The sequence below is a fragment of the Streptomyces sp. NPDC001222 genome (genome assembly GCF_042896945.1).
GTDB lineage: Bacteria > Actinomycetota > Actinomycetes > Streptomycetales > Streptomycetaceae > Streptomyces > Streptomyces gibsoniae.
Genome location: NZ_JBIAXT010000052.1, coordinates 1 through 20,469, shown reverse-complemented (window position 1 = coordinate 20,469; position 20,469 = coordinate 1). Strand labels below are relative to the sequence as shown.

The 20,469-nt window shown below is 70.5% G+C and carries 21 protein-coding genes, 1 tRNA gene and 1 pseudogene; 7 read left to right on the top strand and 16 right to left on the bottom strand.

Annotation, left to right across the window (positions count from 1 at the left end):
• Positions 1 to 130 precede the first annotated feature (130 nt).
• Positions 131 to 2,320 carry a catalase/peroxidase HPI gene (gene katG, locus ACFY2Z_RS38755; protein WP_390748715.1) on the bottom strand — a complete coding sequence of 730 codons (2,190 nt, stop codon included), beginning with the start codon at positions 2,318 to 2,320 and terminating at the stop codon, positions 131 to 133.
• A 566-nt stretch (positions 2,321 to 2,886) separates the two neighbouring features.
• Here katG and ACFY2Z_RS38750 point away from each other — a divergent pair.
• Both ACFY2Z_RS38750 and ACFY2Z_RS38745 read left to right on the top strand, forming a co-directional pair.
• A complete protein-coding gene (locus ACFY2Z_RS38750; RefSeq protein ID WP_390748694.1) occupies positions 2,887 to 3,699 on the top strand; it encodes a DUF427 domain-containing protein in 813 nt (270 codons plus the stop codon).
• Between the two features lie 30 nt (positions 3,700 to 3,729).
• The gene (locus tag ACFY2Z_RS38745) at positions 3,730 to 4,239 is read left to right on the top strand and encodes a molybdenum cofactor biosysynthesis protein (RefSeq protein ID WP_390748693.1); all 510 of its coding nucleotides are present in this window, start codon (positions 3,730 to 3,732) and stop codon (positions 4,237 to 4,239) included.
• A gap of 240 nt (positions 4,240 to 4,479) precedes the next feature.
• Here the strand turns inward: ACFY2Z_RS38745 and ACFY2Z_RS38740 are convergent.
• The 12 genes from ACFY2Z_RS38740 to ACFY2Z_RS38685 all read right to left on the bottom strand — a co-directional run bounded on the left by ACFY2Z_RS38740 (position 4,480) and on the right by ACFY2Z_RS38685 (position 14,083).
• A tRNA-Pro gene (locus tag ACFY2Z_RS38740) sits at positions 4,480 to 4,553 on the bottom strand.
• A 102-nt stretch (positions 4,554 to 4,655) separates the two neighbouring features.
• The gene (locus ACFY2Z_RS38735; RefSeq protein ID WP_390748692.1) at positions 4,656 to 5,015 is read right to left on the bottom strand and encodes an MmcQ/YjbR family DNA-binding protein; all 360 of its coding nucleotides are present in this window, start codon (positions 5,013 to 5,015) and stop codon (positions 4,656 to 4,658) included.
• 41 nt (positions 5,016 to 5,056) lie between these two features.
• Positions 5,057 to 5,596, bottom strand: coding sequence for a GNAT family N-acetyltransferase (locus ACFY2Z_RS38730; protein ID WP_390748691.1), 540 nt, complete (start codon positions 5,594 to 5,596; stop codon positions 5,057 to 5,059).
• Positions 5,593 to 6,165: a helix-turn-helix domain-containing protein gene (locus ACFY2Z_RS38725; protein ID WP_388978534.1), complete on the bottom strand. Its 573-nt coding sequence runs from the start codon at positions 6,163 to 6,165 to the stop codon at positions 5,593 to 5,595. Before ACFY2Z_RS38725 ends, ACFY2Z_RS38730 begins: the two co-directional genes overlap by 4 nt.
• Positions 6,166 to 6,251: 86 nt before the next feature.
• Positions 6,252 to 7,157, bottom strand: a complete 906-nt coding sequence (locus ACFY2Z_RS38720; protein ID WP_390748690.1) for a LysR family transcriptional regulator — start codon at positions 7,155 to 7,157, stop codon at positions 6,252 to 6,254.
• A gap of 31 nt (positions 7,158 to 7,188) precedes the next feature.
• Positions 7,189 to 8,388 carry a glycine C-acetyltransferase gene (locus ACFY2Z_RS38715; protein WP_390748689.1) on the bottom strand — a complete coding sequence of 400 codons (1,200 nt, stop codon included), beginning with the start codon at positions 8,386 to 8,388 and terminating at the stop codon, positions 7,189 to 7,191.
• A 53-nt stretch (positions 8,389 to 8,441) separates the two neighbouring features.
• Complete coding sequence (gene tdh / locus ACFY2Z_RS38710; RefSeq protein ID WP_390748688.1) at positions 8,442 to 9,470, bottom strand: L-threonine 3-dehydrogenase; 1,029 nt, start codon at positions 9,468 to 9,470, stop codon at positions 8,442 to 8,444.
• A 508-nt stretch (positions 9,471 to 9,978) separates the two neighbouring features.
• Positions 9,979 to 10,536, bottom strand: a complete 558-nt coding sequence (locus tag ACFY2Z_RS38705) for a GAF domain-containing protein (RefSeq protein ID WP_390748687.1) — start codon at positions 10,534 to 10,536, stop codon at positions 9,979 to 9,981.
• Positions 10,533 to 11,138, bottom strand: coding sequence for an ATP/GTP-binding protein (locus ACFY2Z_RS38700; protein WP_311694297.1), 606 nt, complete (start codon positions 11,136 to 11,138; stop codon positions 10,533 to 10,535). Before ACFY2Z_RS38700 ends, ACFY2Z_RS38705 begins: the two co-directional genes overlap by 4 nt.
• A complete protein-coding gene (locus ACFY2Z_RS38695) occupies positions 11,116 to 11,487 on the bottom strand; it encodes a DUF742 domain-containing protein (protein ID WP_390748714.1) in 372 nt (123 codons plus the stop codon). Before ACFY2Z_RS38695 ends, ACFY2Z_RS38700 begins: the two co-directional genes overlap by 23 nt.
• 2 nt (positions 11,488 to 11,489) lie before the next feature.
• Entirely contained in the window at positions 11,490 to 11,924 is a 435-nt protein-coding gene (locus ACFY2Z_RS38690; protein WP_390748686.1) for a roadblock/LC7 domain-containing protein, read from the bottom strand.
• Between the two features lie 80 nt (positions 11,925 to 12,004).
• Positions 12,005 to 14,083, bottom strand: a complete 2,079-nt coding sequence (locus ACFY2Z_RS38685) for an ATP-binding protein (protein ID WP_390748685.1) — start codon at positions 14,081 to 14,083, stop codon at positions 12,005 to 12,007.
• 490 nt (positions 14,084 to 14,573) lie between these two features.
• Here ACFY2Z_RS38685 and ACFY2Z_RS38680 point away from each other — a divergent pair, with 490 nt between their 5' ends.
• The 5 genes and pseudogenes from ACFY2Z_RS38680 to ACFY2Z_RS38660 all read left to right on the top strand — a co-directional run.
• Complete coding sequence (locus ACFY2Z_RS38680; protein ID WP_390748684.1) at positions 14,574 to 15,032, top strand: MarR family winged helix-turn-helix transcriptional regulator; 459 nt, start codon at positions 14,574 to 14,576, stop codon at positions 15,030 to 15,032.
• A gap of 42 nt (positions 15,033 to 15,074) precedes the next feature.
• Complete coding sequence (locus ACFY2Z_RS38675) at positions 15,075 to 16,796, top strand: MFS transporter (RefSeq protein WP_390748683.1); 1,722 nt, start codon at positions 15,075 to 15,077, stop codon at positions 16,794 to 16,796.
• A gap of 69 nt (positions 16,797 to 16,865) precedes the next feature.
• Complete coding sequence (locus ACFY2Z_RS38670; protein ID WP_390748682.1) at positions 16,866 to 17,144, top strand: hypothetical protein; 279 nt, start codon at positions 16,866 to 16,868, stop codon at positions 17,142 to 17,144.
• 27 nt (positions 17,145 to 17,171) lie between these two features.
• Positions 17,172 to 17,597, top strand: a complete 426-nt coding sequence (locus ACFY2Z_RS38665) for a hypothetical protein (protein ID WP_390748681.1) — start codon at positions 17,172 to 17,174, stop codon at positions 17,595 to 17,597.
• Between the two features lie 230 nt (positions 17,598 to 17,827).
• Positions 17,828 to 18,031 (top strand): annotated as a pseudogene (locus tag ACFY2Z_RS38660) (WD40 repeat domain-containing protein); the annotation flags it as partial.
• Positions 18,032 to 18,077: 46 nt separating this feature from the next.
• Here the strand turns inward: ACFY2Z_RS38660 and ACFY2Z_RS38655 are convergent.
• From ACFY2Z_RS38655 to ACFY2Z_RS38645, 3 genes are all read right to left on the bottom strand, one after another.
• A complete protein-coding gene (locus ACFY2Z_RS38655) occupies positions 18,078 to 18,617 on the bottom strand; it encodes a transposase family protein (protein ID WP_390748680.1) in 540 nt (179 codons plus the stop codon).
• 294 nt (positions 18,618 to 18,911) lie between these two features.
• Positions 18,912 to 19,154, bottom strand: coding sequence for a hypothetical protein (locus ACFY2Z_RS38650; RefSeq protein ID WP_390748679.1), 243 nt, complete (start codon positions 19,152 to 19,154; stop codon positions 18,912 to 18,914).
• Between the two features lie 85 nt (positions 19,155 to 19,239).
• The gene (locus tag ACFY2Z_RS38645) at positions 19,240 to 20,355 is read right to left on the bottom strand and encodes an MBL fold metallo-hydrolase (RefSeq protein WP_390748678.1); all 1,116 of its coding nucleotides are present in this window, start codon (positions 20,353 to 20,355) and stop codon (positions 19,240 to 19,242) included.
• Positions 20,356 to 20,469: the final 114 nt, after the last annotated feature.

The following is a 20,469-nucleotide window of genomic DNA, read 5'->3' as shown; positions in this document are numbered from 1 at the left end:
GGACAGCCGGATCCAGCTCGGCCGGCCGCTCACAACGGCTGGGCCCGAACGATCCGGTAGCCGAAGGGGCCGAGCCGGGCGCCCGAGGATGTCCCGGTCGGCCGATGAGCCGCCGACCGGGACTGTCGGGTCAGGCGAGATCGAACCGATCGAGGTTCATCACCTTGTTCCACGCGGCCACGAAGTCACGCACGAACTTCTCTCCCGCGTCCTGAGAGGCGTAGACCTCTGAGACAGCTCGGAGCTGGGAGTGTGAACCGAAGACGAGATCGACGGCGGTGGCGGTCCACCTGACCTCGCCCGTGGCGCGAGCCCGGCCGTCGAACACGTTGTCAGCAGAGGCTGACGCCTTCCACTCCGTGCCCATGTCGAGCAGGTTGACGAAGAAGTCGTTGGTCAGTGTCTCCGGACGCTGGGTGAGGACGCCGTGGGGGGATCGCCGGAAGCCTGTGTTCAGGGCCCGCATGCCGCCGATCAGAACCGTCATCTCGGGAACGGTCAGTGTCAGCAGGTTGGCGCGGTCCAGCAGGAGAGTCTCCGGCGACAGTTTCTCTCCCGCCCGGACGTAATTCCGGAACCCGTCCGCCCTGGGTTCGAGCACGGCGAACGACTCCACGTCGGTCTGCTCCTGCGAGGCGTCCGTGCGCCCCGGTGCGAAGGGGACCGTGATGTCGTGCCCGGCGTTCTTCGCGGCTTGCTCGACAGCCGCGCACCCGCCCAGGACGATCAAGTCAGCGAGCGAGACCTTCTTCCCGCCGACCTGCGAACCGTTGAAGTCCTGCCGGATCTCCTCGAGGGTCCGCACGACCTCGGTCACCGCGGGCAGGTCGTTGACCTCCCAGCCCCGTTGCGGCTCGAGCCGAATCCGTGCCCCATTGGCCCCGCCGCGCCTGTCGGTGCCGCGGAAGCTCGCCGCCGAGGCCCAGGCGGTGGTGACCAGCTGGGAGACGGACAGTCCCGAGGCGAGGATCCTGGCCTTTATGGCGACGATGTCCTCGTCCGCCACCAGTTCGTGATCGACCTCAGGGACGGGGTCCTGCCACAGCTGGGGCTCGGGAACCCACGGGCCGAGGTAACGCGATCGGGGTCCCATGTCGCGGTGCAGCAGCTTGTACCACGCCTTGCTGAACGCCACCGCGAGCTCGTCCGGGTTCTCGTGGAAGCGCTTAGCGATGGGCGCATAGACCGGATCGACCTTCAGCGCGAGGTCCGTCGTCAGCATCATGGGAGCGTGCCTCTTCGACGGATCATGAGCATCAGGCACGGTGTTCCTGGCCGCCGGATCCGTGGGAGTCCACTGCTTCGCACCGGCAGGGCTGGTCGTCAGCTCCCAGTCGTACCCGAACAAGTTGTCCAGGTACCCGTTGTCCCACTTCGTCGGCTCGTTGGTCCACGCGCCCTCAAGCCCACTGGTGAGCGCGTCGGCACCCTTGCCGCTGCCGTACGTGTTCCTCCAGCCGAGGCCTTGCTGCTCCAAGGGGCTGGCCTCGGGCTCCGGGCCGACGTACTGGGCGTCGACCGCGCCATGACACTTGCCGAACGTATGGCCGCCTACGATGAGCGCAAGCGTCTCCTCGTCGTTCATCGCCATACGCCCGAATGTCTCGCGAATGTCCCTCGCGGCAGCCATCGGATCCGGGTTGCCGTTGGGCCCCTCCGGATTGACGTAGATCAGTCCCATCTGCACGGCACCGAAAGGACCGGCGAGTTCCCTGTCGCCGCTGTAACGCTCGTCTCCGAGCCATGTGTCCTCGGGCCCCCAGAAGATTTCCTCGGGTTCCCAGATGTCCTCTCGCCCGAATCCGAACCCGAAGGTTTTGAATCCCATCGATTCCATGGCGCAGTTGCCGGTGAAGATGAGAAGGTCGGCCCAGGAGATTTTGCGGCCGTACTTCTGCTTGACCGGCCAGAGCAAACGGCGCGCCTTGTCGAGGCTCGCGTTGTCCGGCCAACTGTTGAGGGGGGCAAATCGCTGAGCGCCCGTGCCGCCGCCGCCCCGGCCGTCGGCGACGCGGTACGTTCCCGCAGCATGCCAACTCATCCGGATGAAGAGCGGCCCGTAGTGGCCGTAGTCGGCAGGCCACCAGTCCTGCGACTCCGTCATCACCCTGAAGACATCCTGTCTCAGCGCGTCGAGGTCGAGGGTGGCGAATTCCTCGGCGTAGTCGAAGTCCTCGCCCATCGGATTGGACCGGGGACAGTGCTGATGGAGAACCTGAAGGTCCAGCTGATTCGGCCACCAGTCCCGGTTCGTCTTGGGTCGGGTCGGCGTGGCGGCTGGGGAGGGGATTACCGGGTTCTCGCTTTCACTGCCGGACACGTCCGTCCTTCTTTCTGTCTCGGTGTTTCCTTCTGCCGACCGCTTGCTCTTGACGTTGGTTGCTCTGCTGGTGTCACACACTGCGACCCCGCACCCGTGGCGCGCCATGGCGCCCGCCGGCTGGGAACGCCTGCCCAGACCCGCGGCGTGAGGACGGGGCCGGCGGCCAGCGAGAACCCTTCCTCACGCACGACGCCGATGATCGAGCCTGTGTCGGCGTCCGTATGGTCGCGCACCACAGAGCGCACCGCTGGGAGAACACGCAGTGCACCCGCCTGAAGTCGTTCGGGCGTACGGAGTGTCTGCACCAGCTCTGAGCGGGCACGACGGCCGTGGTCTCCGGTGGAGCAGTCCGGGTGCATACGCTCGTACCTCTGCTCTACCTGTTCGCAGCCCGCTCTGCCGGGACACCCGTCCCTGTCCGAGCGTCTGCGCGAGCTGCTCCCGGGCCTGCCGAATCCGGCAAACCTGCTGGTCACCGTCGGAGTCGGCCGCGGTGGCCGTTCGTGCGTCTGCCGGGGAAGCTGGGTGTACGGGAGCGGCCGAGCGGACCGGGGTGATCGCCGATGGCGGACGAGAGTGTGGACTATCCGGGCCTCATCATCCCGGTCGGGCACGTCGAGCCGGTGCCGCGGCGCATCCGCGCGCAGGTCGGCGGCCGGTGGGTGCTCGACACCCGGCGCGCGCTGTACGTGTGGGAGTGGCCCGGCTATCCGCAGTACAGCATTCCGCTGCGGGATCTGGTCGAGGGCGTCCTCGCCGACGACGGCCGCGCCGGCCGGCTGAGCCCCGGCCCCGCGCGGCGGCACTCGCTGCGGGTCGGCTCCGAGGTCCGCGAGGGTGCGGCGTGGGTCTGGGACGAGGGAGCCCCGCAGGCGCTGATCGGCACCGCCCGATTCCGGTGGGACGCGATCGACGCCTGGTTCGAGGAGGAAGAGCAGGTCTTCGTGCACCCGAGGAGCCCGTACACACGGGTGGACGCGCTGCGCTCGTCCAGCAGCGTGCGCGTCGAGGTGGACGGCACCGTCCTGGCGGACGCGCCGTCCTCGGTGAAGCTCTTCGAGACCGGCCTGCCGACTCGCTACTACCTGGAGCGCGCCTATGTCGACTGGACCCGGCTGCGCCCCTCGGACACGGTGACGGCGTGCCCGTACAAGGGGAGGACCAGCGGGTACTGGTCCTTCGTGAGCGGGGCCGCCGCCCATGACGACCTCGTCTGGGCGTACGACTTCCCGACGGTGTCCTGCGCCGCCATCGCGGGGAAGGTCGCCTTTTACAACGAGCACGTCGACCTGTACGTGGACGGAGTCCTGCTCCCGCGGCCCACCGCCCTCTCGCGGGACCAGTGGGACAAGCAGCAGCGGGCGGCGCGTTCCTGAGCCGCTTGCCGGAGCCCATAGGGTGGACGCATGCCCGTGGTGAAAGTCGTGCAGCTGTTGGTGTCGCCGGTGCACCGGTACCTGGGGCGGCCGTCCGAGGGGCCCTCGGCCGCGGCCGTGGAGGAGCTGGTCCAGAGCGTCGAGGTGCGGCGGAACCTGGGTGTCGCAGGCGACCGCTACTACGCGCGCCCGGCGCATCGCGACGCCGCCGTCACGCTCATGTCGGCCGAGAACCTGCCGCTGGACATCAATCCGGCGGCCGATCTCCGGCTCACCCGCCGGAACGTCCTGCTCCGCGGCATCGACATCGACGCGTACGTGGGCTCGACGGTGTCGCTGGACACCGGCGCCGGCCCCGTCCTGCTGGCCGTACGCCGCCTGGCCCGGCCCTGCGCGTGGATGGACGCCGTCATCGGTCCGGGCGCGCAGCGCGCCCTGCGGGGCAAGGGCGGCGTGCGGTGCACGCCGCTGACGGACGGCGTACTCACCATGGGAGAGGCGGAGTTCGCGGTCGTGGAGGAGGAGCGGAGCGCGTCGTAGCGGACGCGCGCCGAGGGCGGCCGGGAACCGGATCAAGAGCTGGGGCGCCGTCGTTCCGTGCGACCACTCCGCGACCCTCATACGCAGAGTCCGCCGGAGGTCGGACGATTCCGGGGCCGCCGGTGTGCGGTGTCGGACCGTGGCCCCCGGCGGCCGCGGGGAGTGATGGGAGGCACCGCCCGGCCGGAAAAAACGACTCAGCGGGTCTGCCGAATCCGGCAGACCCGCTGGTCACACGTGTCGGGACGACAGGATTTGAACCTGCGACCCCTTGACCCCCAGTCAAGTGCGCTACCAAGCTGCGCCACGTCCCGTTGCCCGTCTGACCTGGGGTTTCCCCGGGCCGAACGTGCACAGAAACAATACCGCACTCGGGACGATGGTCGCGCACCCGTTGTCCGCCGTCCCCCGTCCTGTCACTCTCCGGCGGGCAGGCCCAGCTCCGGGTGGTGCTCCAGAAGCCGGGGCGAGGCCGCCTGGCGCCAGGAGTCGGCGAGGATGTCCCGCAGCTCGGCATCGTCCTCCAGGGCGGCGAGACGTACCCGGATCCAGGCGAACTGCGCCTCGTGCCCGGCGACCCAGAACTTCCCGGGCTCGGCGAGCACCAGCTCGTCCCGCTCCTCCTTGGGGCAGCGCACCGCCATGGAGGTCTCGTCCTCGGGCAGCGTGGCGAACATCTTCCCCGCGACCCGGAACGTGGGCATGCTCCAGGCGGTCTTCTCGGCCGTCTCGGGCAGCGACAGGGCGATACGGCGTACGTCTTCGGCATCCGGCATGTCTGGCACCGTAGCCAATGCCACTGACAGCGGGCCCGTGCTCAGGGGAGGATGCCGGCGGCCCGCTCGACCCGCTTGTAGAAGATCGTGGTCGGGCTCAGCGCTCCGGCCGGTGTCGCCGCGTAGTCCGGAATCATCCCGGCGCGCGTCCAGCCCGCGGTGCGGTACAGGGCCTCGGCCGGGCTGCCGGTCTCCGTGTCCAGATGGAGCAGGGTGATCCCGGCCTCGGCGGCGGCCCGCTCCGCGGTGGCCAGCAGCGCACGCCCCAGGCCCCGGCCGCGCGCCTCCCGGTGCACCATGAGCTTGACCAGTTCGGCACGGTGGCGGCTGTTCGGCTTGTCCGGGAAGACGAGGCTCACGGTGCCCGCCACCCGCTCCCCCGCCGTCGCCGCCCACACCGCGAGACCTCCCGCGTCGACCGCGGCCGCCCGCCCCTTCCACCAGGTGAGGGCCTCCGCCCGGTCGAGCGGGGCGAGGAATCCCACGGAGGCACCGCCCTCGACGGTGTCGGTCAGCAACTCGGCCAGTTCCCCGGCGCGGGCGAGCAGGTCCCCGGCGGCGAGCCGGACGATCGGGGTCATGGGAGCACCACCACGAGCGCGTAGCGCACCTCGCCGGGGCCCGGGCAGCGGAACCGCGTCGGACCCCACACCCGCAGCCGCAGGCAGTCACCGGCGGCGAGCCGGTGCTCCACGTCCTGGGCGGTGACCTCCAGCGTCCCGTCGAGGACCCAGATGTGCTGTTCGAGTCCGGGCACGGGCGGCCGGTCGTAGGCGATGTCCGCCCCTGCCGCGAGCCGCCCCTCGACGAGTTCGCCGCGCAGGCCCGGGTGCGGAGGCGACACGGACCGTCGTACGAAGCCGGCGGCCGCGTCCTGCCATCGGGCCTGGTCGGCGGCGCGCACCACCTGGGCGGGCTCGCTCTCGACCTCGCTCAGCAGCTGGGACATGGTGCGGCCGTAGACACCGCACAGCCGGTTCAGCATCGAGGCGGTGGGACTGATCTCGGCGCGTTCCGCCCGGGACAGGGTGGACCGGCTGACTCCGCTGCGGTCCGCCAGCTCGCCCAGCGACCAGCCGTGCTCCGCCCGCAGCTCGGCGAGGCGCGCGGCGAGCCGGGCGTCGACGGGATCCATGACGTCACTTGCCATGGCGGGAGCATATCCCGTATCCGGGATGGCGTGCCAGATATGGGATGAGCTCGACCGGCCGTGACGCGCTGTCCCGGTCCGGCCCGTCAGTTCACCGTCGCGGCCTCCGCCAGTGTGTCCAGCACCGGGCGGATCAGCGGGTGCGCCTCCGCCCCGCGGCGCACCGCCGCGAAGACCCGGCGGGTGGGGGCGACCCCGTCGACCGGGCGGACGACCACGCCCGTCAGGTCCATTCCGCGCAGGGCGGAGCGGGGAACGAGGGCCACGCCCGCGTCGGCCGAGGCCAGCGCCACGACCGCGCGGAAGTCGTCCGAGGAGTGCTCCAGGCGGGGCTGGAACCCGGCGTGCTCACAGGCCAGCACGACGACGTCGTGGCAGGGATTACCCGGGTAGGGGCCGATCCACGGGTCCTTGGCCAGCTCGGCCAGCGGCACCTCGGTCGCGCCGGCCAGCCGATGGGTGACCGGCACGACCGCGTCGAAGGGTTCGGCGTAGAGCGGGACGGGCGTGAGCCGGGGGTCGTCCGCGTCGGGCGCGCCCCGGTACTCCACTGCGACGGCGACGTCGACCTGCCGGTCCAGGACCATGGGCAGGCTCGCGTCGCCCTCGGCGTCCTGGACCCGGACCCGGATGCCGGGCGCGGTGCGGGCGAGCCGCGCCAGCGCGGGGGCCACCACCAGGCCGATGCCGGTGGCGAAGGAGGCGAGGGTCACCGTGCCCGCCGAGCCGGCGCCGTAGGCGGCCAGCTCGGCTTCGGCCCGCTCCAGCTGGGCGAGGACGGCGTTGGTGTGGCCGAGCAGGATCTCACCGGCCGGGGTCAGCCGTACCCCCTTGGCGCCCCGCTCGACCAGCCGGTGACCGGTCTCCTGTTCCAGTGCGGCGAGCTGCTGGGACACGGCGGAGGGGGTGAGATAGAGCGCGGCGGCGGCGGCCGTCACCGTGCGGTGGTCGGCCACCGCACGGAGGATGTGCAGCCGCCGCGCTTCGATCATGCAGACGATTATCGCAAGAAGCGCGGGCTGCTCAGCCCTCCAGCTCCGCCCGGGCGGACACGAACGCGTCGACGGCGCGGTTGACGTCGTCCGTGGAGTGCGCGGCCGACAGTTGCACCCGGATACGGGCCTGGCCCTGCGGGACCACCGGGTAGGAGAAGCCGATGACGTACACGCCGCGCTCCAGCAGCAGCTCGGCCATGCGTCCGGCCTTCGAAGCGTCGCCGATCATCACCGGGGCGATCGCGTGGTCGCCCGGCAGGATGTCGAAGCCCTCCTCGGTCATCCGGCGGCGGAAGAGCGCCGTGTTCCCGGCCAGCTTCTCGCGCAGGTCGCCCGCCGACTCCAGCAGGTCGAGCACCTTGAGCGAGGCCGCCGCGATCACCGGGGCGAGCGTGTTGGAGAAGAGATACGGCCGGGAGCGCTGGCGCAGCAGGGCGACGATCTCGGCGCGGGCGGCGACATAGCCGCCGGAGGCGCCGCCGAGCGCCTTGCCGAGGGTGCCGGTGATGATGTCGACGCGGTCCATGACCCCGTGCAGTTCGGGGGTGCCGCGGCCGCCCGGGCCGACGAAGCCGACGGCGTGCGAGTCGTCGACCATGACCATGGCGTCGTAGCGGTCGGCGAGGTCGCAGATCTCCCGCAGCGGGGCCACATAGCCGTCCATGGAGAACACTCCGTCGGTGACGACCAGCTTGCGGCGGGCACCGCCCTCCGAGGCCTCCTTGAGCTGCCGCTCCAGATCGGCCATGTCCCGGTTGGCGTACCGGAAGCGGCGCGCCTTGGACAGGCGGATGCCGTCGATGATCGAGGCGTGGTTGAGGGCGTCGGAGATCACCGCGTCCTCCGGGCCGAGGAGCGTCTCGAAGACACCGCCGTTGGCGTCGAAGCAGGAGGAGTACAGGATCGTGTCCTCCTGGCCGAGGAACGCGGACAGCCGCGCCTCCAGCTCCTTGTGCACCTCCTGCGTACCGCAGATGAACCGCACGGACGCCATGCCGTAGCCCCAGCGGTCCAGCGCCGTGTGGGCGGCGGCGATGACCTCGGGGTGGTCGGCGAGGCCGAGGTAGTTGTTGGCGCAGAAGTTGAGCACCTCGCCGGGGCGGCCGCCCGCGGTGACGTTCACGGTCGCGGACTGCGGGGTGCCGATCACACGCTCGGGCTTGTGCAGACCGGCGGCCCGGATCTCGTCGAGGGTGGCGCGCAGGTCGTCGCGCACGGAGTCGAACATGGGGAAGCTCCTCAAAGTGCTTACGCGGTAAGGCGGGAAGTCGCGGGGCAGGGCTACGCGGTCCAGTCCAGGATGATCTTGCCGCCCCGGCCACTCGCCGCGTCCTCGAACGCCGCCTCGTGGTCGCGGTAGTCGTATCGGCCGGTGATCACGGGCGACAGGTCGAGACCGCCCTCCAGCAGGACCGACATCGCGTACCACGTCTCGAACATCTCGCGGCCGTAGATGCCCTTGATCGTGATCATGGAGGTGACGATCCGGGCCCAGTCGACGGGGAACTCCTGGGACGGCAGTCCGAGCATGGCGATCCGGCCGCCGTGCGTCATGTTGGCGATCATGTCGCGCATCGCCTCGGGGCGACCGGACATCTCCAGACCGATGTCGAAGCCCTCACGCAGGCCCAACTCACGCTGGCCGTCCGCGATCGACGCCTCGGAGACGTTCAGCGCGAGGCTAGCGCCGATCTTGCGCGCCAGCTCCAGGCGCTCCTCGCTCACATCGGTCACGACGACGTTGCGGGCGCCCGCGTGCCGGGCCACGGCCGCCGCCATCAGACCGATCGGACCGGCACCGGTGATCAGGACGTCCTCGCCGACCAGCGGGAACGACAGGGCCGTGTGCACCGCGTTGCCGAACGGGTCGAAGATCGCGGCCACGTCGAGGTCCACGGGGGCGCGGTGCACCCAGACGTTGCCCGCGGGCAGGGCCACATACTCGGCGAACGCGCCGTCGCGCCCGACTCCGAGCCCGACCGTCGCCCGGCACAGATGGCGGCGCCCGGCCAGGCAGTTGCGGCACTTCCCGCACACCAGATGGCCCTCGCCGCTGACCCGGTCACCCACCTTGATGTCCGTGACGTCACGGCCGGTCTCGACGACCTCGCCGACGAACTCGTGCCCGACCACGAGCGGAGTGCGGATCGCCTGCTGCGCCCAGCCGTCCCAGGCCCGGATGTGCAGGTCGGTGCCGCAGATGCCGGCCCGCAGGACCTTGATCAGTACGTCGCCGGATCCGATGGCGGGTTCCGGGACGTCCGCGAGCTGGAGCCCGGGCTCCGCCTTCTCCTTGACCAGCGCCTTCAACGCTACGGCTCCTGTGAGTGAGGTCCCGGTTCCAGACACGCCGAAGGAGCCCGCACCGGGGAGAGGAGTGGAATCGCGTAGCAATCTGCCCTACGGCGACGCACCGGTCCATCGAGGATTTCTTAAGCGCCGCCACAGCTTTCCTTCACGCCCCCCGTGTCACCTGCGGCATCGCTCCCCGTTCCGCGGACGCGACCGGCTCAGGATCGAGCGGGACACGCAGTCAGCGGGGCCCGGAAGGACACCATGCCGCCCGCACCCAGCGGGCGCCCGGAAAGACACGATGCGGCCCGCACCCAGCGGGCGCCCGGAAAGACACCATGCCGCCCGCACCCAGCGGGCGCCCGGAAAGACACCATGCCGCCCGCACCCAGCGGACGCCCGGAAAGACACCATGCCGCCCGCACCCAGCGGACGCCCGGAAAGACACCATGCCGCCCGCACCCAGCGGACGCCCGGAAAGACAGCGCGGGGACGCCACGGCAGGGCGGTCCCGGCGCACGCCGTCTCAGGTCGTGCCGCCCTCCCGGCGTGCGATGTCCTCCGTCAGCTCGGCAGCCAGCGCCTTGATGGTGTCCAGTCCTTCCCGGCCCCAGGGACGCGGCTCCACGTCGGCGGCACAGACCGTGCCGAGGACGGTGCCCGTGCGGTCCACGAGCGGCGCGCCGAGATAGGAGCGGATCCCGATCTCGTCGACGGCGGGGTTCTGGGCGAAGCGCGGATAGTCGCGGACGTCCTCGAGGACGAGCGCCTTGCGCCGGACGACGACATGCGGACAGAAGCCGTACTCGCGACCCAGCTGACGGGCGGGCGCGCTCGTGCCGTCCGAGGTGGGGAGCGCGGTGAGCGGGCGGTCGTCGGGCTGGTGGAGGCCCGCGAAGAACTGCCGGTGCTCGTCGACGAAGGTGACCATCGCGTACGGCGCCGCGGTGAGCTCCGCCAGCCGGTCCGCGAAGGCGTCGAACTCCGGTTCGGCGCGCTCGCCCAGGCCGAGCAGGCGCAGTCGGCGGACGCGCTCGGGGGCATCCCGGTCCTCGGGGGTCAGCAGCAGTCGGCTCAGGGTCATGTCCGCGCTCCGGGCCTCGGGGCCGGTGTCGTCGCCGGGGTGTGTGCGAGGAGGTGGCGGACGAGCGTGAGCAGCGTCTGCACCCCCGAACTTGAGATCCGGGCGTCGCAGCACACCACGGGGATCTCCGGGTCGAGATCGAGAGCGGCCCGCACCTCCCCGGAGTCGTAGCGATGGGAGCCGTCGAACTCGTTGAGGGCGATGATGAAACCGAGTCCACGCTGCTCGAAGAAGTCGACGGCGGCGAAGCAGTCCTCCAGCCTGCGGGTGTCGGCGAGGATGACCGCCCCCAGCGCGCCTTCGGACAACTCGTCCCACATGAACCAGAACCGTTCCTGTCCGGGCGTGCCGAACAGGTACAGCACATGCTGTGGGTCGAGGGTGATGCGGCCGAAGTCCATGGCCACGGTCGTCTCGACCTTGTTCTCGATCCCGTCGAGGCTGTCGGTCGCGGCGCCGGCCGTGGTGAGCAGTTCCTCCGTGCTCAGCGGTGAGATCTCGCTCACCGCGCCCACGAAGGTCGTCTTGCCTACTCCGAACCCTCCCGCCACCAGGATCTTCAGCGCGGTGGGAAAGGGGTCAGAGCTGTCGTCGTAGTCCATCGAGCACTGCCTCCAGCAGAGACCGGTCAGTGGGGTTGTGGTGGAAGGCGGGGGGTTTGGTGGTGAGGGCCCCGCAGTCGACGAGGTCGGCGAGCAGCACCTTGGTGACCACCGCCGGCAGCTTCAGATGCGCGGCCACCTCGGCGACCGAGACGGGGACCGCGCACCGGCCGAGCGCCTCGGCGTGCTCGGGGCCGAGCGTGCCGAGCGGGCTCGTGCCCGTGGCCATCACCTGGGAGAGCAGATCGAGGGCGGTGCTCGGCCGGGTGCGGCCGTTGCTGACCGTGTAGGGACGGATCAGTCGTCCGGCCGCGTCGTCGAGCCAAGGGCCGTCTCCGGCCGCGGTCACGTTCAAGGCCCGGTCACCGAGGGCTGCTCGGCGCTCCGGCGGGGCGCGGTGACCAGATAGGGCCGCACGCTCTTCACGAGCATCGCCATCTCGTAGCCGAGGACGGCCGCGTCGGCCTCGCGGTCGGCGAGCACGGCGAGACAGGTGCCGGAACCGGCGGTGGTGACGAAGAGCAGGGTCGAGTCGAGTTCGACGACGATCTGCCGTACGTCGCCGCCGTCCCCGAAGCGGACGCCCGCGCTGCGGCCGAGCGAGTAGAGGCCCGAGGCCAGGGCGGCCATATGGTCGGCGCTGTCCGTGTCGAGGCCGTGCACGGACTTCACCAGCCCGTCGCAGGAGAGCAGGACCGCGCTCTTGGTGTGGGGTACGCGCTGCACGAGGCCGCTCATCAGCCAGTCGAGGTCGGAGACATGGGCAGTCGGCATGTCGCTCGCCATGGTGGATCGACTCCTTGGGGTACGCGGGTTCGCGAGAGCGGGTGGGACGGGGGCCGTCGTCCGGCCGATGTGTTCGGCGGTCATCCGGCCGAGGAGTTGCCACGATGACGAGCCGTCAGCTCCGGTCCGGGTGGGCGTGGGACGTCGGGCTCGGGGTGGGCGGCCGCCTCGACGGGGTCCGGGTCCGCCTGCTGTCGCGCTTCCGCGAGGGAGATGCCCCGCTGGAACGCGGCCATCAAGCCCGGGTCGTGGCCGACGAGTTGCCCGGCGTCCTGGTGGACGGGGGCGGCGGGGCCGCCGCGGAGCTGGGGCGCGATGTGCTCCTGGGCCCGTCTGCGTGGCAGTCGGGGCTTGCCCATGGTGCCGCGCACGGTGCCCGGCTGCGGTGCCGGGGGTCTGCCCGGGGCGCCCGCGAGTCCGTCGGGGGGCGATGCGAGTCCGCCCTGAGCCGAGACGACACCGAGCGGGGGCGGTACGAATCGGCCGGGAGCGGGCGCGACACCGCCGGGAGCGGGCGCGAAACCGCCGGGGGCCGGCTCGGCGTCGCCCGGGGCCGGCACGAGTCCGCCGGGCTCCCCTGCGACTCCGCCAGGGCTCTCAGCGCCCCCGCCGGAAGTGCTCACGAAGGTCGGACGGTCACCTGGCCGGACTCCGGGCTGCGCCTCGGCCGGGTTGGGGCGCGGGGCGCCGGCGTCCCGCACCGGCAGCGGTGTCCGGGCCCGGCTGCCCGGGATCCGGACGTCCCCCGGCTGCCGGGGTCCTGGCGGCACTGGGTGCTCCGAGGCGCCGGACGAGGCGCGGCCGGTGCGACTGTCCCACGGTGGCGGGGCCTGGGTGGGCGTGCCGACGCCCTCCGTCTCCCGGGGGTCTGTCGTCCCGGAGGCCGTGAGCGGTGCCGTCCCGATGACCGTGCCCTGCACCACGCCCGGATTCATGGCCCCGGCCGTGCCGCAGTCCTCCCCGAGCAGGCCCTGCGGCAGCACGAGCACGGCTTGCACACCGCCGTAGATATTGGTCTGCAGCCGCACATGGATGCCGTGCCGGCGGGCGAGTTGGGAGACCACGAACAGGCCGATGCGGCCGTCCGCCAGCAGGCCGGCGACATTGACCTGGTCGGGGTCGGCGAGCAGGGCGTTCATCCTGCTCTGCTCGGCCGGTGGCATGCCGAGCCCGCGGTCCTCGACCTCCACGGCGAGCCCCGAGGTGACGAGGCCGGCCCGCAGCAGCACCTGGGTGTGCGGAGGCGAGAACACCGTGGCGTTCTCGACGAGTTCGGCGAGCAGATGGATCACATCGGCGACGGCGTGTCCGCGCAGGGTGCCCTCGACCGGTGGGACGAGTCTGACCCGTGCGTACTGCTCGACCTCGGCGGTGGCGGAGCGCAGCACCTCGGTCATGGGCACCGGCGTGCTCCACTGGCGGCGGGAGACGGCGCCGCCGAGCACCGCGAGGTTCTCCGCGTGGCGCCGGATGCGGGTGGCGAGGTGGTCGACATGGAAGAGGCCCTTGAGCAGGTCGGGGTCCTCGATCTCGTTCTCCAGCTCGTCGAGGATCGAGATCTCCCGGTGCACGAGGGACTGCAGTCGCCGGGCGAGGTTGAGGAACACCTCCAGCTTCTGTTCGCTGCCGGCCCGGCTGGAGAGCTGTGCGGCCTGGACGACCGCGGCGACGGCGCCGTCGTGGGCGCGCGCCAGCTCCGCGGCGAGCTGCTCGAAGTCGTCGGCGCCCGCGCCGCGTTCGGCGCGGGGTCCGCGTGCGGGCGGTGCCTCCCCGCGGCGCAGCGCCTCGACGAGACGGTGCAGGTCGGCCGCGCCGCGGGCGCTGGCCCGGCGCAGCTCGTGGAGGCGGTCCCGCACGGACACGGCGGTGCGTTCGGCGGCCACGGCGGCGATCACGATGGCCGCGAGGGTCACGGCGAGGGCGCCCGCGAGCACGATCCAGAGGATGGGGGTGAGGCGCGCGCCGGTGGTGCGGACGGTGAAGAGCACGGCGGCGCACGCGCTGAGGGCCACCGCGACCGGCGGCAGGATCGCCAGGCGCAGCAGTTGGTGCCGTATGGGGGTCTCGGCCGGTGTGGGGGCGGGCTGGGCGGCCGGCCGCCCGTGCCGGCCGCCCTCACGGCGGTCTGCGCGTGCGGCCGGTGCGCGGAGGTGAGACATCGGCGTCCTCGTACTGGGTGCGTCGGGGCGTGGGGCTCCCGCGGGGTCTGCGCGACTCGGGCGTGCGGCATCGCGGCGCCGGTCGAAAAGAGCCGCATCTCCCGTCTCTGCGTCGACCGACGGCAACTCAGAGTAGTCGTCTTTCGGATGGCTGCGATGGCCTGTTGACAAAGTCCTCCGCAGAGCTTCCCGCCCTGGTATGAGGCCTCGTACGACAGACCGATAACCGCTCCCTACATACGCTCACGGACGCTCTGAATCGGTCAGAGCTGGTCAGAAGCGGCCGCAAGAGAAGGGCGAGCGCCCGGAGAGCCACCACCTCCGCGCCTCACCCATCGAGACATCGACCGGGGCCCGCCTCCGCCCCGGGGAACCCCCAGCCCTCCCCCGGGGGAGTCACGCGGCGTATCGAGGTGACCGTCCGCCACCCCGGACCACCCGAGGCGTCACACCCATTGATTCGCCGTACACCTATATGCATAATGCAGTTATGCATAAGCCGGTTATGGACTCCGATCCGCCCGAGGTCTCGTCCGAGGACCTGATGATCGCCTGGGAGCGGATGGTCCGTTATGTCCGTCACAGAGCCACCACCGCCGGTCTGAGTACCGCGGCCTCCTCCGCCCTGGGCCGTCTGGGGCGGGAAGGTCCGCACCGGCTGACCGAGCTGGCCCGGGCCGAGGGTGCCTCCCAGCCCAACATGACCCAGCTCGTCACCCGCATGGAACGCGCCGGCCTCGTACGGCGAAGCGCGGACAGCACCGACGGACGGGGTGTACTGGTGGAGATCACCGAAACCGGTCTGGACGTCTTCCGGCAGCGGCGCGCCGAACGCGCGCAGGCCTTGCAGGAGCTGATCGAGGAACTGACCGAGCCCGAGCAGCGCGCGGTGAACGTCGCACTGCCTGCCCTCGCCCGTGCGATCCAGGACCGCCAACGAGGTTCCTGAACCACCCCACCCACCCCCGCAGCTTCCGGAGGACACATACGTATGAGTGCTTCGCACGGAGGGGCCGCGAGCCCCTTCAAGCAGCCCAAGGCCGTCTGGGCGGTCGCCTTCGCCTGCGTCATCTCGTTCATGGGCATCGGTCTGGTCGACCCGATCCTGCCCGCCCTGGGCAAGAGCCTGCACGCCTCGCCCAGCCAGGTCTCCCTGCTGTTCAGCAGCTACCTCATCGTGACCGCGGTGGCGATGCTCATCGTCGGCTGGGTCTCCAGCCGCATCGGCGCCAAGCGCACCCTGATCACCGGCCTGGCGCTCATAGTCGTCTTCGCCGCCCTGGCCGGCACCTCCGACTCCATCAACGGGATCGTCGGCTTCCGCGCGGGCTGGGGTCTGGGCAACGCACTGTTCATCGCCACCTCGTTGGCCGTCATCGTGGCCTCCGCCAGCGGCGGCTTCGGCGGCGCGATCATCCTCTACGAGACCGCGCTCGGACTCGGTATCGCCGTGGGCCCGCTGCTGGGCGGCGAGTTGGGCGCCATCAGCTGGCGCGGCCCGTTCTACGGCGTCGCCGTACTGATGGCCATCGCCCTGATCGCGACCCTCGCCTTCGTCCCGGCCCTGCCCAAGCCGAAGCGCCCCACGTCACCGATCGCCCCGCTCCGGGCGCTGCGCCACCGCGGACTGCTCACCATGGGCATCATGGCGCTGCTGTACAACTGGGGCTTCTTCACGATGCTCGGCTACGCGCCCTACCCCATGAAGCTGGGCGCCCATCAGCTCGGTCTGGTCTTCACCGGCTGGGGTCTGCTCGTGGCCGCGTTCAGCGTCTTCTTCGCCCCGCGTCTGCAAGCCCGTCACGGCACCGCTCCCGTGCTGTACGCCAACCTGCTGTGCCTCGGGGTCGTGATGGCCGTCATCGCCGCCGGCGTCGGCACCCCGGCGGTGGTCATCGTGGCGGTCATCGTCAGCGGCGCCTTCATCGGCATCAACAACACCCTCACCACCCAGGCCGTCATGCTGGTCTCGCCCGTCGAGCGCCCCGTGGCCTCCTCCGCCTACGGCTTCCTGCGCTTCATCGGCGGTGGTCTGGCCCCGTACGTCGCCGGCAAGCTGGCCGACGCCACCGACCTGAGCGTCCCCTTCTACCTCGGCGCCGCCACCTTCGTCGGGGCCATCCCGGTCCTGGCCAGCGGTCACCGTCTGCTCGGCCGGGCCGAGCAGCGCGCCGGTGAAGGACGGCCCGTAGCCCCGGCCTTCACCCCCGTCGGCACCCCGGTGGCGGCCGACACGCCCGCTGTGGTGGTCGCCGTGGGAGACCACGACCGGGCCGCGATCATCGTCGACACCGCCGCCCGCCTCGCCCACGACACCGACAGCCCCTTGGAGGTCGTCCACGTCCTGCAGACCGCCGTCGTCGAGGAACAGGCCGTCGACACCGAGGACTTCGACCAGGCTCGTACGGCCGTCATCGCCCATCTCGACCGGCTGGCCGCGCACGGCATACCGGCCAGCGGCCAGATCCTCGCCTCTGTCGGCGACCACGCGGCGGCGGGCCGGGCCCTCGCCCGGCACGCCGCCGAGATCCATGCGTCCACCGTCGCCGTCGGACGCTCGCCGCGCGGCCCGCTCGCCCAGTTCGCCGACGGCAGTTTCACCACCGCGCTCACCCACGCCGCCGCCTGCACCGTGGTCCTCGTCGACCCGGACCACACCCCCCGTCCGCTGACCGCGTCATCTCTGACGGAGCTGCGCAACAGCCCGGCGTAGAAAGGACTCTGACAGAATTGTGGCCTCCGTCGCAGCGAGGCGGGGTGTGCGCCTGATGGGGTGATCCGCATGACCGACGGAATCACCTGGCTCGCGGAACCGAAGTCGATCGACTGGGGCGGATACAGCGTCGTCATCGCCCTCGACCTCGCCGGAGAGGAACTGGCGGCGCGTGTCGCCGCCAGCCGGTTCGGCCGGAACAAGCAGTTGCCACGGTTCCTGGGAAGCCTCACCGGGTGGCAGGCCGACGACGTGATGAGCGGCCTGTTCGGTGACACCCACCAGGCCATCGCCCTGCGCTACGGCGAGATCGACGAGTGGTCCTACGTCGTCCAACACGGTTTCTGATACGGGGAGTTCGGATCGGAGCCGCCCGTGTCACGAGGTGGCGCCCATGTCTACCGCCTGTGGTACGAGGAGGAGAACGGCAAGCCCGTCCCCCCGTACTTCTCCTACGAGCACGACGGCCGCACCCTGTGTACCTTCAACCTCCACCTCGACGGCTCCTGGGGATACACCGGGGTCGACGGGGACCCGGAGGTCGCGTCCGCCCTCGAAGCGGAACTGAGGGCCGCGGGTCTGCCACCCGAAGATCCCGAGCGGCTCGTCGACGACCACCGCACGGTGCACCGCGCCTGTCTCGGCGTCATCGAACGGCACTTCGGCCTCACCCTGCCCCGCGAGGAGATCCTCAACAGCCCGCTGCCCACACTGCTGATGAAGGCGAACGTCGCCCAGTGCCCCTTCTGCGGCGCCCCGACCACGACACGTACCGCCGCACGGTCCGGGATCTCGGAGTGAAGCCGCTGATCACCCGGCGGGCTACCGAGCACGACTCCGGGCCCGGTACCCGACCCTGCGTCGTGGAACGCGCGTTCGCCCATCGGCACTGCTTCCGCCGCCTGCGGATCTGCGGGGAGACACGCGACGACATCCACGAGGCATTCCTCGCCCTCGGATGCGCACTGATCTGTTGGCGACGCCTGAACTCATTGCCATAGGAGGCCCGAGGGCCGGTCGAGGACGACACGGTGGTGCTCTGGGACGCCGCCACACATCGCCGTATCGGCGAGACTCCCCCCAGTCACACCGCGCAGATCAACGCGGTGACATTCAGTCCCGACGGATCGATATTCGCAACCGCGAGTCGCGACAATACCGTCCGACTCTGGAACGTGGTCACGCGCAAACAGATCGGAGATTCGCTGACCGGCCACCGCAGCGGCGTGACGTCCATTGCATTCAGTCCAACGGGAAAATATTGGTCACCGGCAGCATGGATCATACGGTCCGGCCCTGGGACGTGGCCACTCGGCGACAAATCGACTCGTCGACGCCGACTACCCGCGGCGCGGCGACCTCGGGTTCGGGAAGTGCGTCGACCAGCCGGAGGACCGTGCTGCGTCTGACGGATACGCCGAGAACGCGGGCGAAGCCGGCTCCGGCCCGGACTGCGAGTGCCAGACCGACCGCGGCCAGGGTGGAGCGCAATCGCTCGGTCCGCTGACCGTGCCGGCGCGTCAGGCCGGGTATCTGCTCGACGAAGGTACGGCGTGCGCAGTCCGAGTTCTCGCAGGTGAACCGGCGGACTCTCAACTGGAGGACAACGCTTCGGCCACCGCTCGGCACATCAGCGGGAAACCGCAGGTAGGAACCATGAACTCGGTTCGACCAGACTCCGCAAACTGGACACACAGCGCCGTCCGCGATGCTCTGCGCGTCAACGCGCACTATCTCGATGTCCACGTCCACTGACAGCATCGCGGCGTCCGGGATCGACGGGAACAACAGCTCCTTCAGCCGGAGCGCGACCTCTTCCACGGCCCCGAACTGTCAGCCCAACTGCCTGGTCCACGGACCATTTTCGGGCGACTTCGCGTACGGCTCGAAGGAGTCCGTCTGTCACTCAGAGTGGCCGCATCACAGAAGTTGAGCCAGAACCATTCGACAGCAATTGTTCATCACTTTGGGAGGCGCCCCACGCTCGCCGTGTTCGATGTTCACGAGAATCGGCAGCGCCATTGGGCCGGACACGGGTTGGCCTTTGGGGACTGGTGATCGGAACTGCCGGTGGCAGCGGCGGCCAGCGGGTGAGCCGCCATCCGGGCATTCCCATCACTGAGGACGACGCGGTGGGCGGCAGGACCGCCGGCGGCGCCGTAGCCACCGAGCCACGACCCCGGCCGTCAACAGCGCGGCGGTGGGGACCGCCCACCAGTTGCCGAGCCAGGCGGCGAGCGCGCCCGAGGCCGCGGCGACGATCTCCTCGACGCCTGGTGGCACGGCCGCCCGCTCGAGCGCGGCCACACCAGCCGCCTCGCCCGCCACGAACTCGCCCTCGCGGCTTGTTCGACTCAATGGGCAACAGGGTCCTGGGGACACTCGAACCTGGTCGGGTAGGCCGCTGTGGGCGCAGTTCTCTTCTGGCGCAGGGGCCCGCAGGTCAGGTGGGCGCGCTCTCAAGGTGCAACGAGGTGCCGGACGAGCTTGGTACCCAGGCCGACGGGAGCGCAGCGGCCAGTGCATGCTGCGCACGCCAGCCTGTGCAGTGGCCGGGAACGACCAGGCTCGGCGCGAATTGCGCCAGGGCGGTGATTGTCGGCGCGATGATCGGTTCGAATGCCGGCCCGCTCAGATGGAGTCCGCCGACGAGGGCATGGAGCCGGTCGACCTGGGTGAGGCGTAGGGCGTGTCGAACGATGTTGACCGCGCCGGCGTGGCCGCAGCCGGTCAGCACCACCAGTCCGTGCCCCCGGAGGTTCACGACGAGGGCCTGATCGTCGATGACTTTCGCGTCGTGTGCCCACCGCTCGCCCGTCCACGCCTCATGACTGGGCGGCATGCCCCGTTCGAACTCGGTTGTCCTGTCGACTTCACCGGTGATCAGTACGCTCTCGTCGAGGAGCAGGGAGGGTACGCGCCGTTCCACCACGTCGAATCCCTCCTGGCGCAGAGCCTTCTTGCTGACGGTGGGAAACGGCTGGATCTCTGAACCCGGGAGCACCACGCGACGGCGAGTCCACACCTCGGGATGTACCAGCATCGGCATTGTCGAGGCGCGCCGGCGTACCGCGAGCCCGGCCAGACCTCCGGCGTGGTCGAAGTGGCCGTGACTGAGCACGACCGCTCGGAGATCGTCGAAGCGCACTCCGAGCCGGTCGGCGTTGGCGACCATTGCCGTCGGCGAGAGCCCGGCGTCGAACAGCAGTGAGCTGGTGTGTCCGAGCCGCTTGATCGTGACCAGCGCGGAGAAGCCGTGCTCGGCGACGAGGCCGACGAAGGTCTCGCCCTCCTCGAAGTGCGGCGCCGGCTTGACACCGACGCTGAAGGGAGCGCGGCGCGTGCGCTCATCGCCGCCCAGCAGAGCGTCGTAGACGTTGTCGACGAGAATCGTGATCTCGACCTCGTCGACCGGTTCAAGACGAATGGGGTCCACCGCGGGCCCGAGGGCGGGACGAGGCCTAGCACTGGCCGCTTCGGCGGCGGTACCTGCAGCGAGACACATGGGATCAGCCTTCTGCCGATTGTCGGACTTTTTCGTCGCCGACGAGCCACCCACGACTATTGACGCGGTCCTTAGAACTCCTAACAGAATGCTGCAACTCGCCTTGGAATGACGGCGTCTGATGGCTTGTTAGCCTGCACATGAGAAGGGGTGAGCGGCCGCCGTGGA

What these genes read in the sequence shown, in the direction of transcription:
- ACFY2Z_RS38750 (WP_390748694.1), top strand. Translation starts at nt 2,887, where the DNA reads ATGGCGGACGAGAGTGTGGACTATCCGGGCCTCATCATCCCGGTCGGG.
- ACFY2Z_RS38745 (WP_390748693.1), top strand. Translation starts at nt 3,730, where the DNA reads ATGCCCGTGGTGAAAGTCGTGCAGCTGTTGGTGTCGCCGGTGCACCGG.
- ACFY2Z_RS38735 (WP_390748692.1), bottom strand. Translation starts at nt 5,015, where the DNA reads ATGCCGGATGCCGAAGACGTACGCCGTATCGCCCTGTCGCTGCCCGAG.
- ACFY2Z_RS38730 (WP_390748691.1), bottom strand. Translation starts at nt 5,596, where the DNA reads ATGACCCCGATCGTCCGGCTCGCCGCCGGGGACCTGCTCGCCCGCGCC.
- ACFY2Z_RS38725 (WP_388978534.1), bottom strand. Translation starts at nt 6,165, where the DNA reads ATGGCAAGTGACGTCATGGATCCCGTCGACGCCCGGCTCGCCGCGCGC.
- ACFY2Z_RS38720 (WP_390748690.1), bottom strand. Translation starts at nt 7,157, where the DNA reads ATGATCGAAGCGCGGCGGCTGCACATCCTCCGTGCGGTGGCCGACCAC.
- ACFY2Z_RS38715 (WP_390748689.1), bottom strand. Translation starts at nt 8,388, where the DNA reads ATGTTCGACTCCGTGCGCGACGACCTGCGCGCCACCCTCGACGAGATC.
- ACFY2Z_RS38705 (WP_390748687.1), bottom strand. Translation starts at nt 10,536, where the DNA reads ATGACCCTGAGCCGACTGCTGCTGACCCCCGAGGACCGGGATGCCCCC.
- ACFY2Z_RS38700 (WP_311694297.1), bottom strand. Translation starts at nt 11,138, where the DNA reads ATGGACTACGACGACAGCTCTGACCCCTTTCCCACCGCGCTGAAGATC.
- ACFY2Z_RS38690 (WP_390748686.1), bottom strand. Translation starts at nt 11,924, where the DNA reads ATGGCGAGCGACATGCCGACTGCCCATGTCTCCGACCTCGACTGGCTG.
- ACFY2Z_RS38685 (WP_390748685.1), bottom strand. Translation starts at nt 14,083, where the DNA reads ATGTCTCACCTCCGCGCACCGGCCGCACGCGCAGACCGCCGTGAGGGC.
- ACFY2Z_RS38680 (WP_390748684.1), top strand. Translation starts at nt 14,574, where the DNA reads ATGCATAAGCCGGTTATGGACTCCGATCCGCCCGAGGTCTCGTCCGAG.
- ACFY2Z_RS38675 (WP_390748683.1), top strand. Translation starts at nt 15,075, where the DNA reads ATGAGTGCTTCGCACGGAGGGGCCGCGAGCCCCTTCAAGCAGCCCAAG.
- ACFY2Z_RS38670 (WP_390748682.1), top strand. Translation starts at nt 16,866, where the DNA reads ATGACCGACGGAATCACCTGGCTCGCGGAACCGAAGTCGATCGACTGG.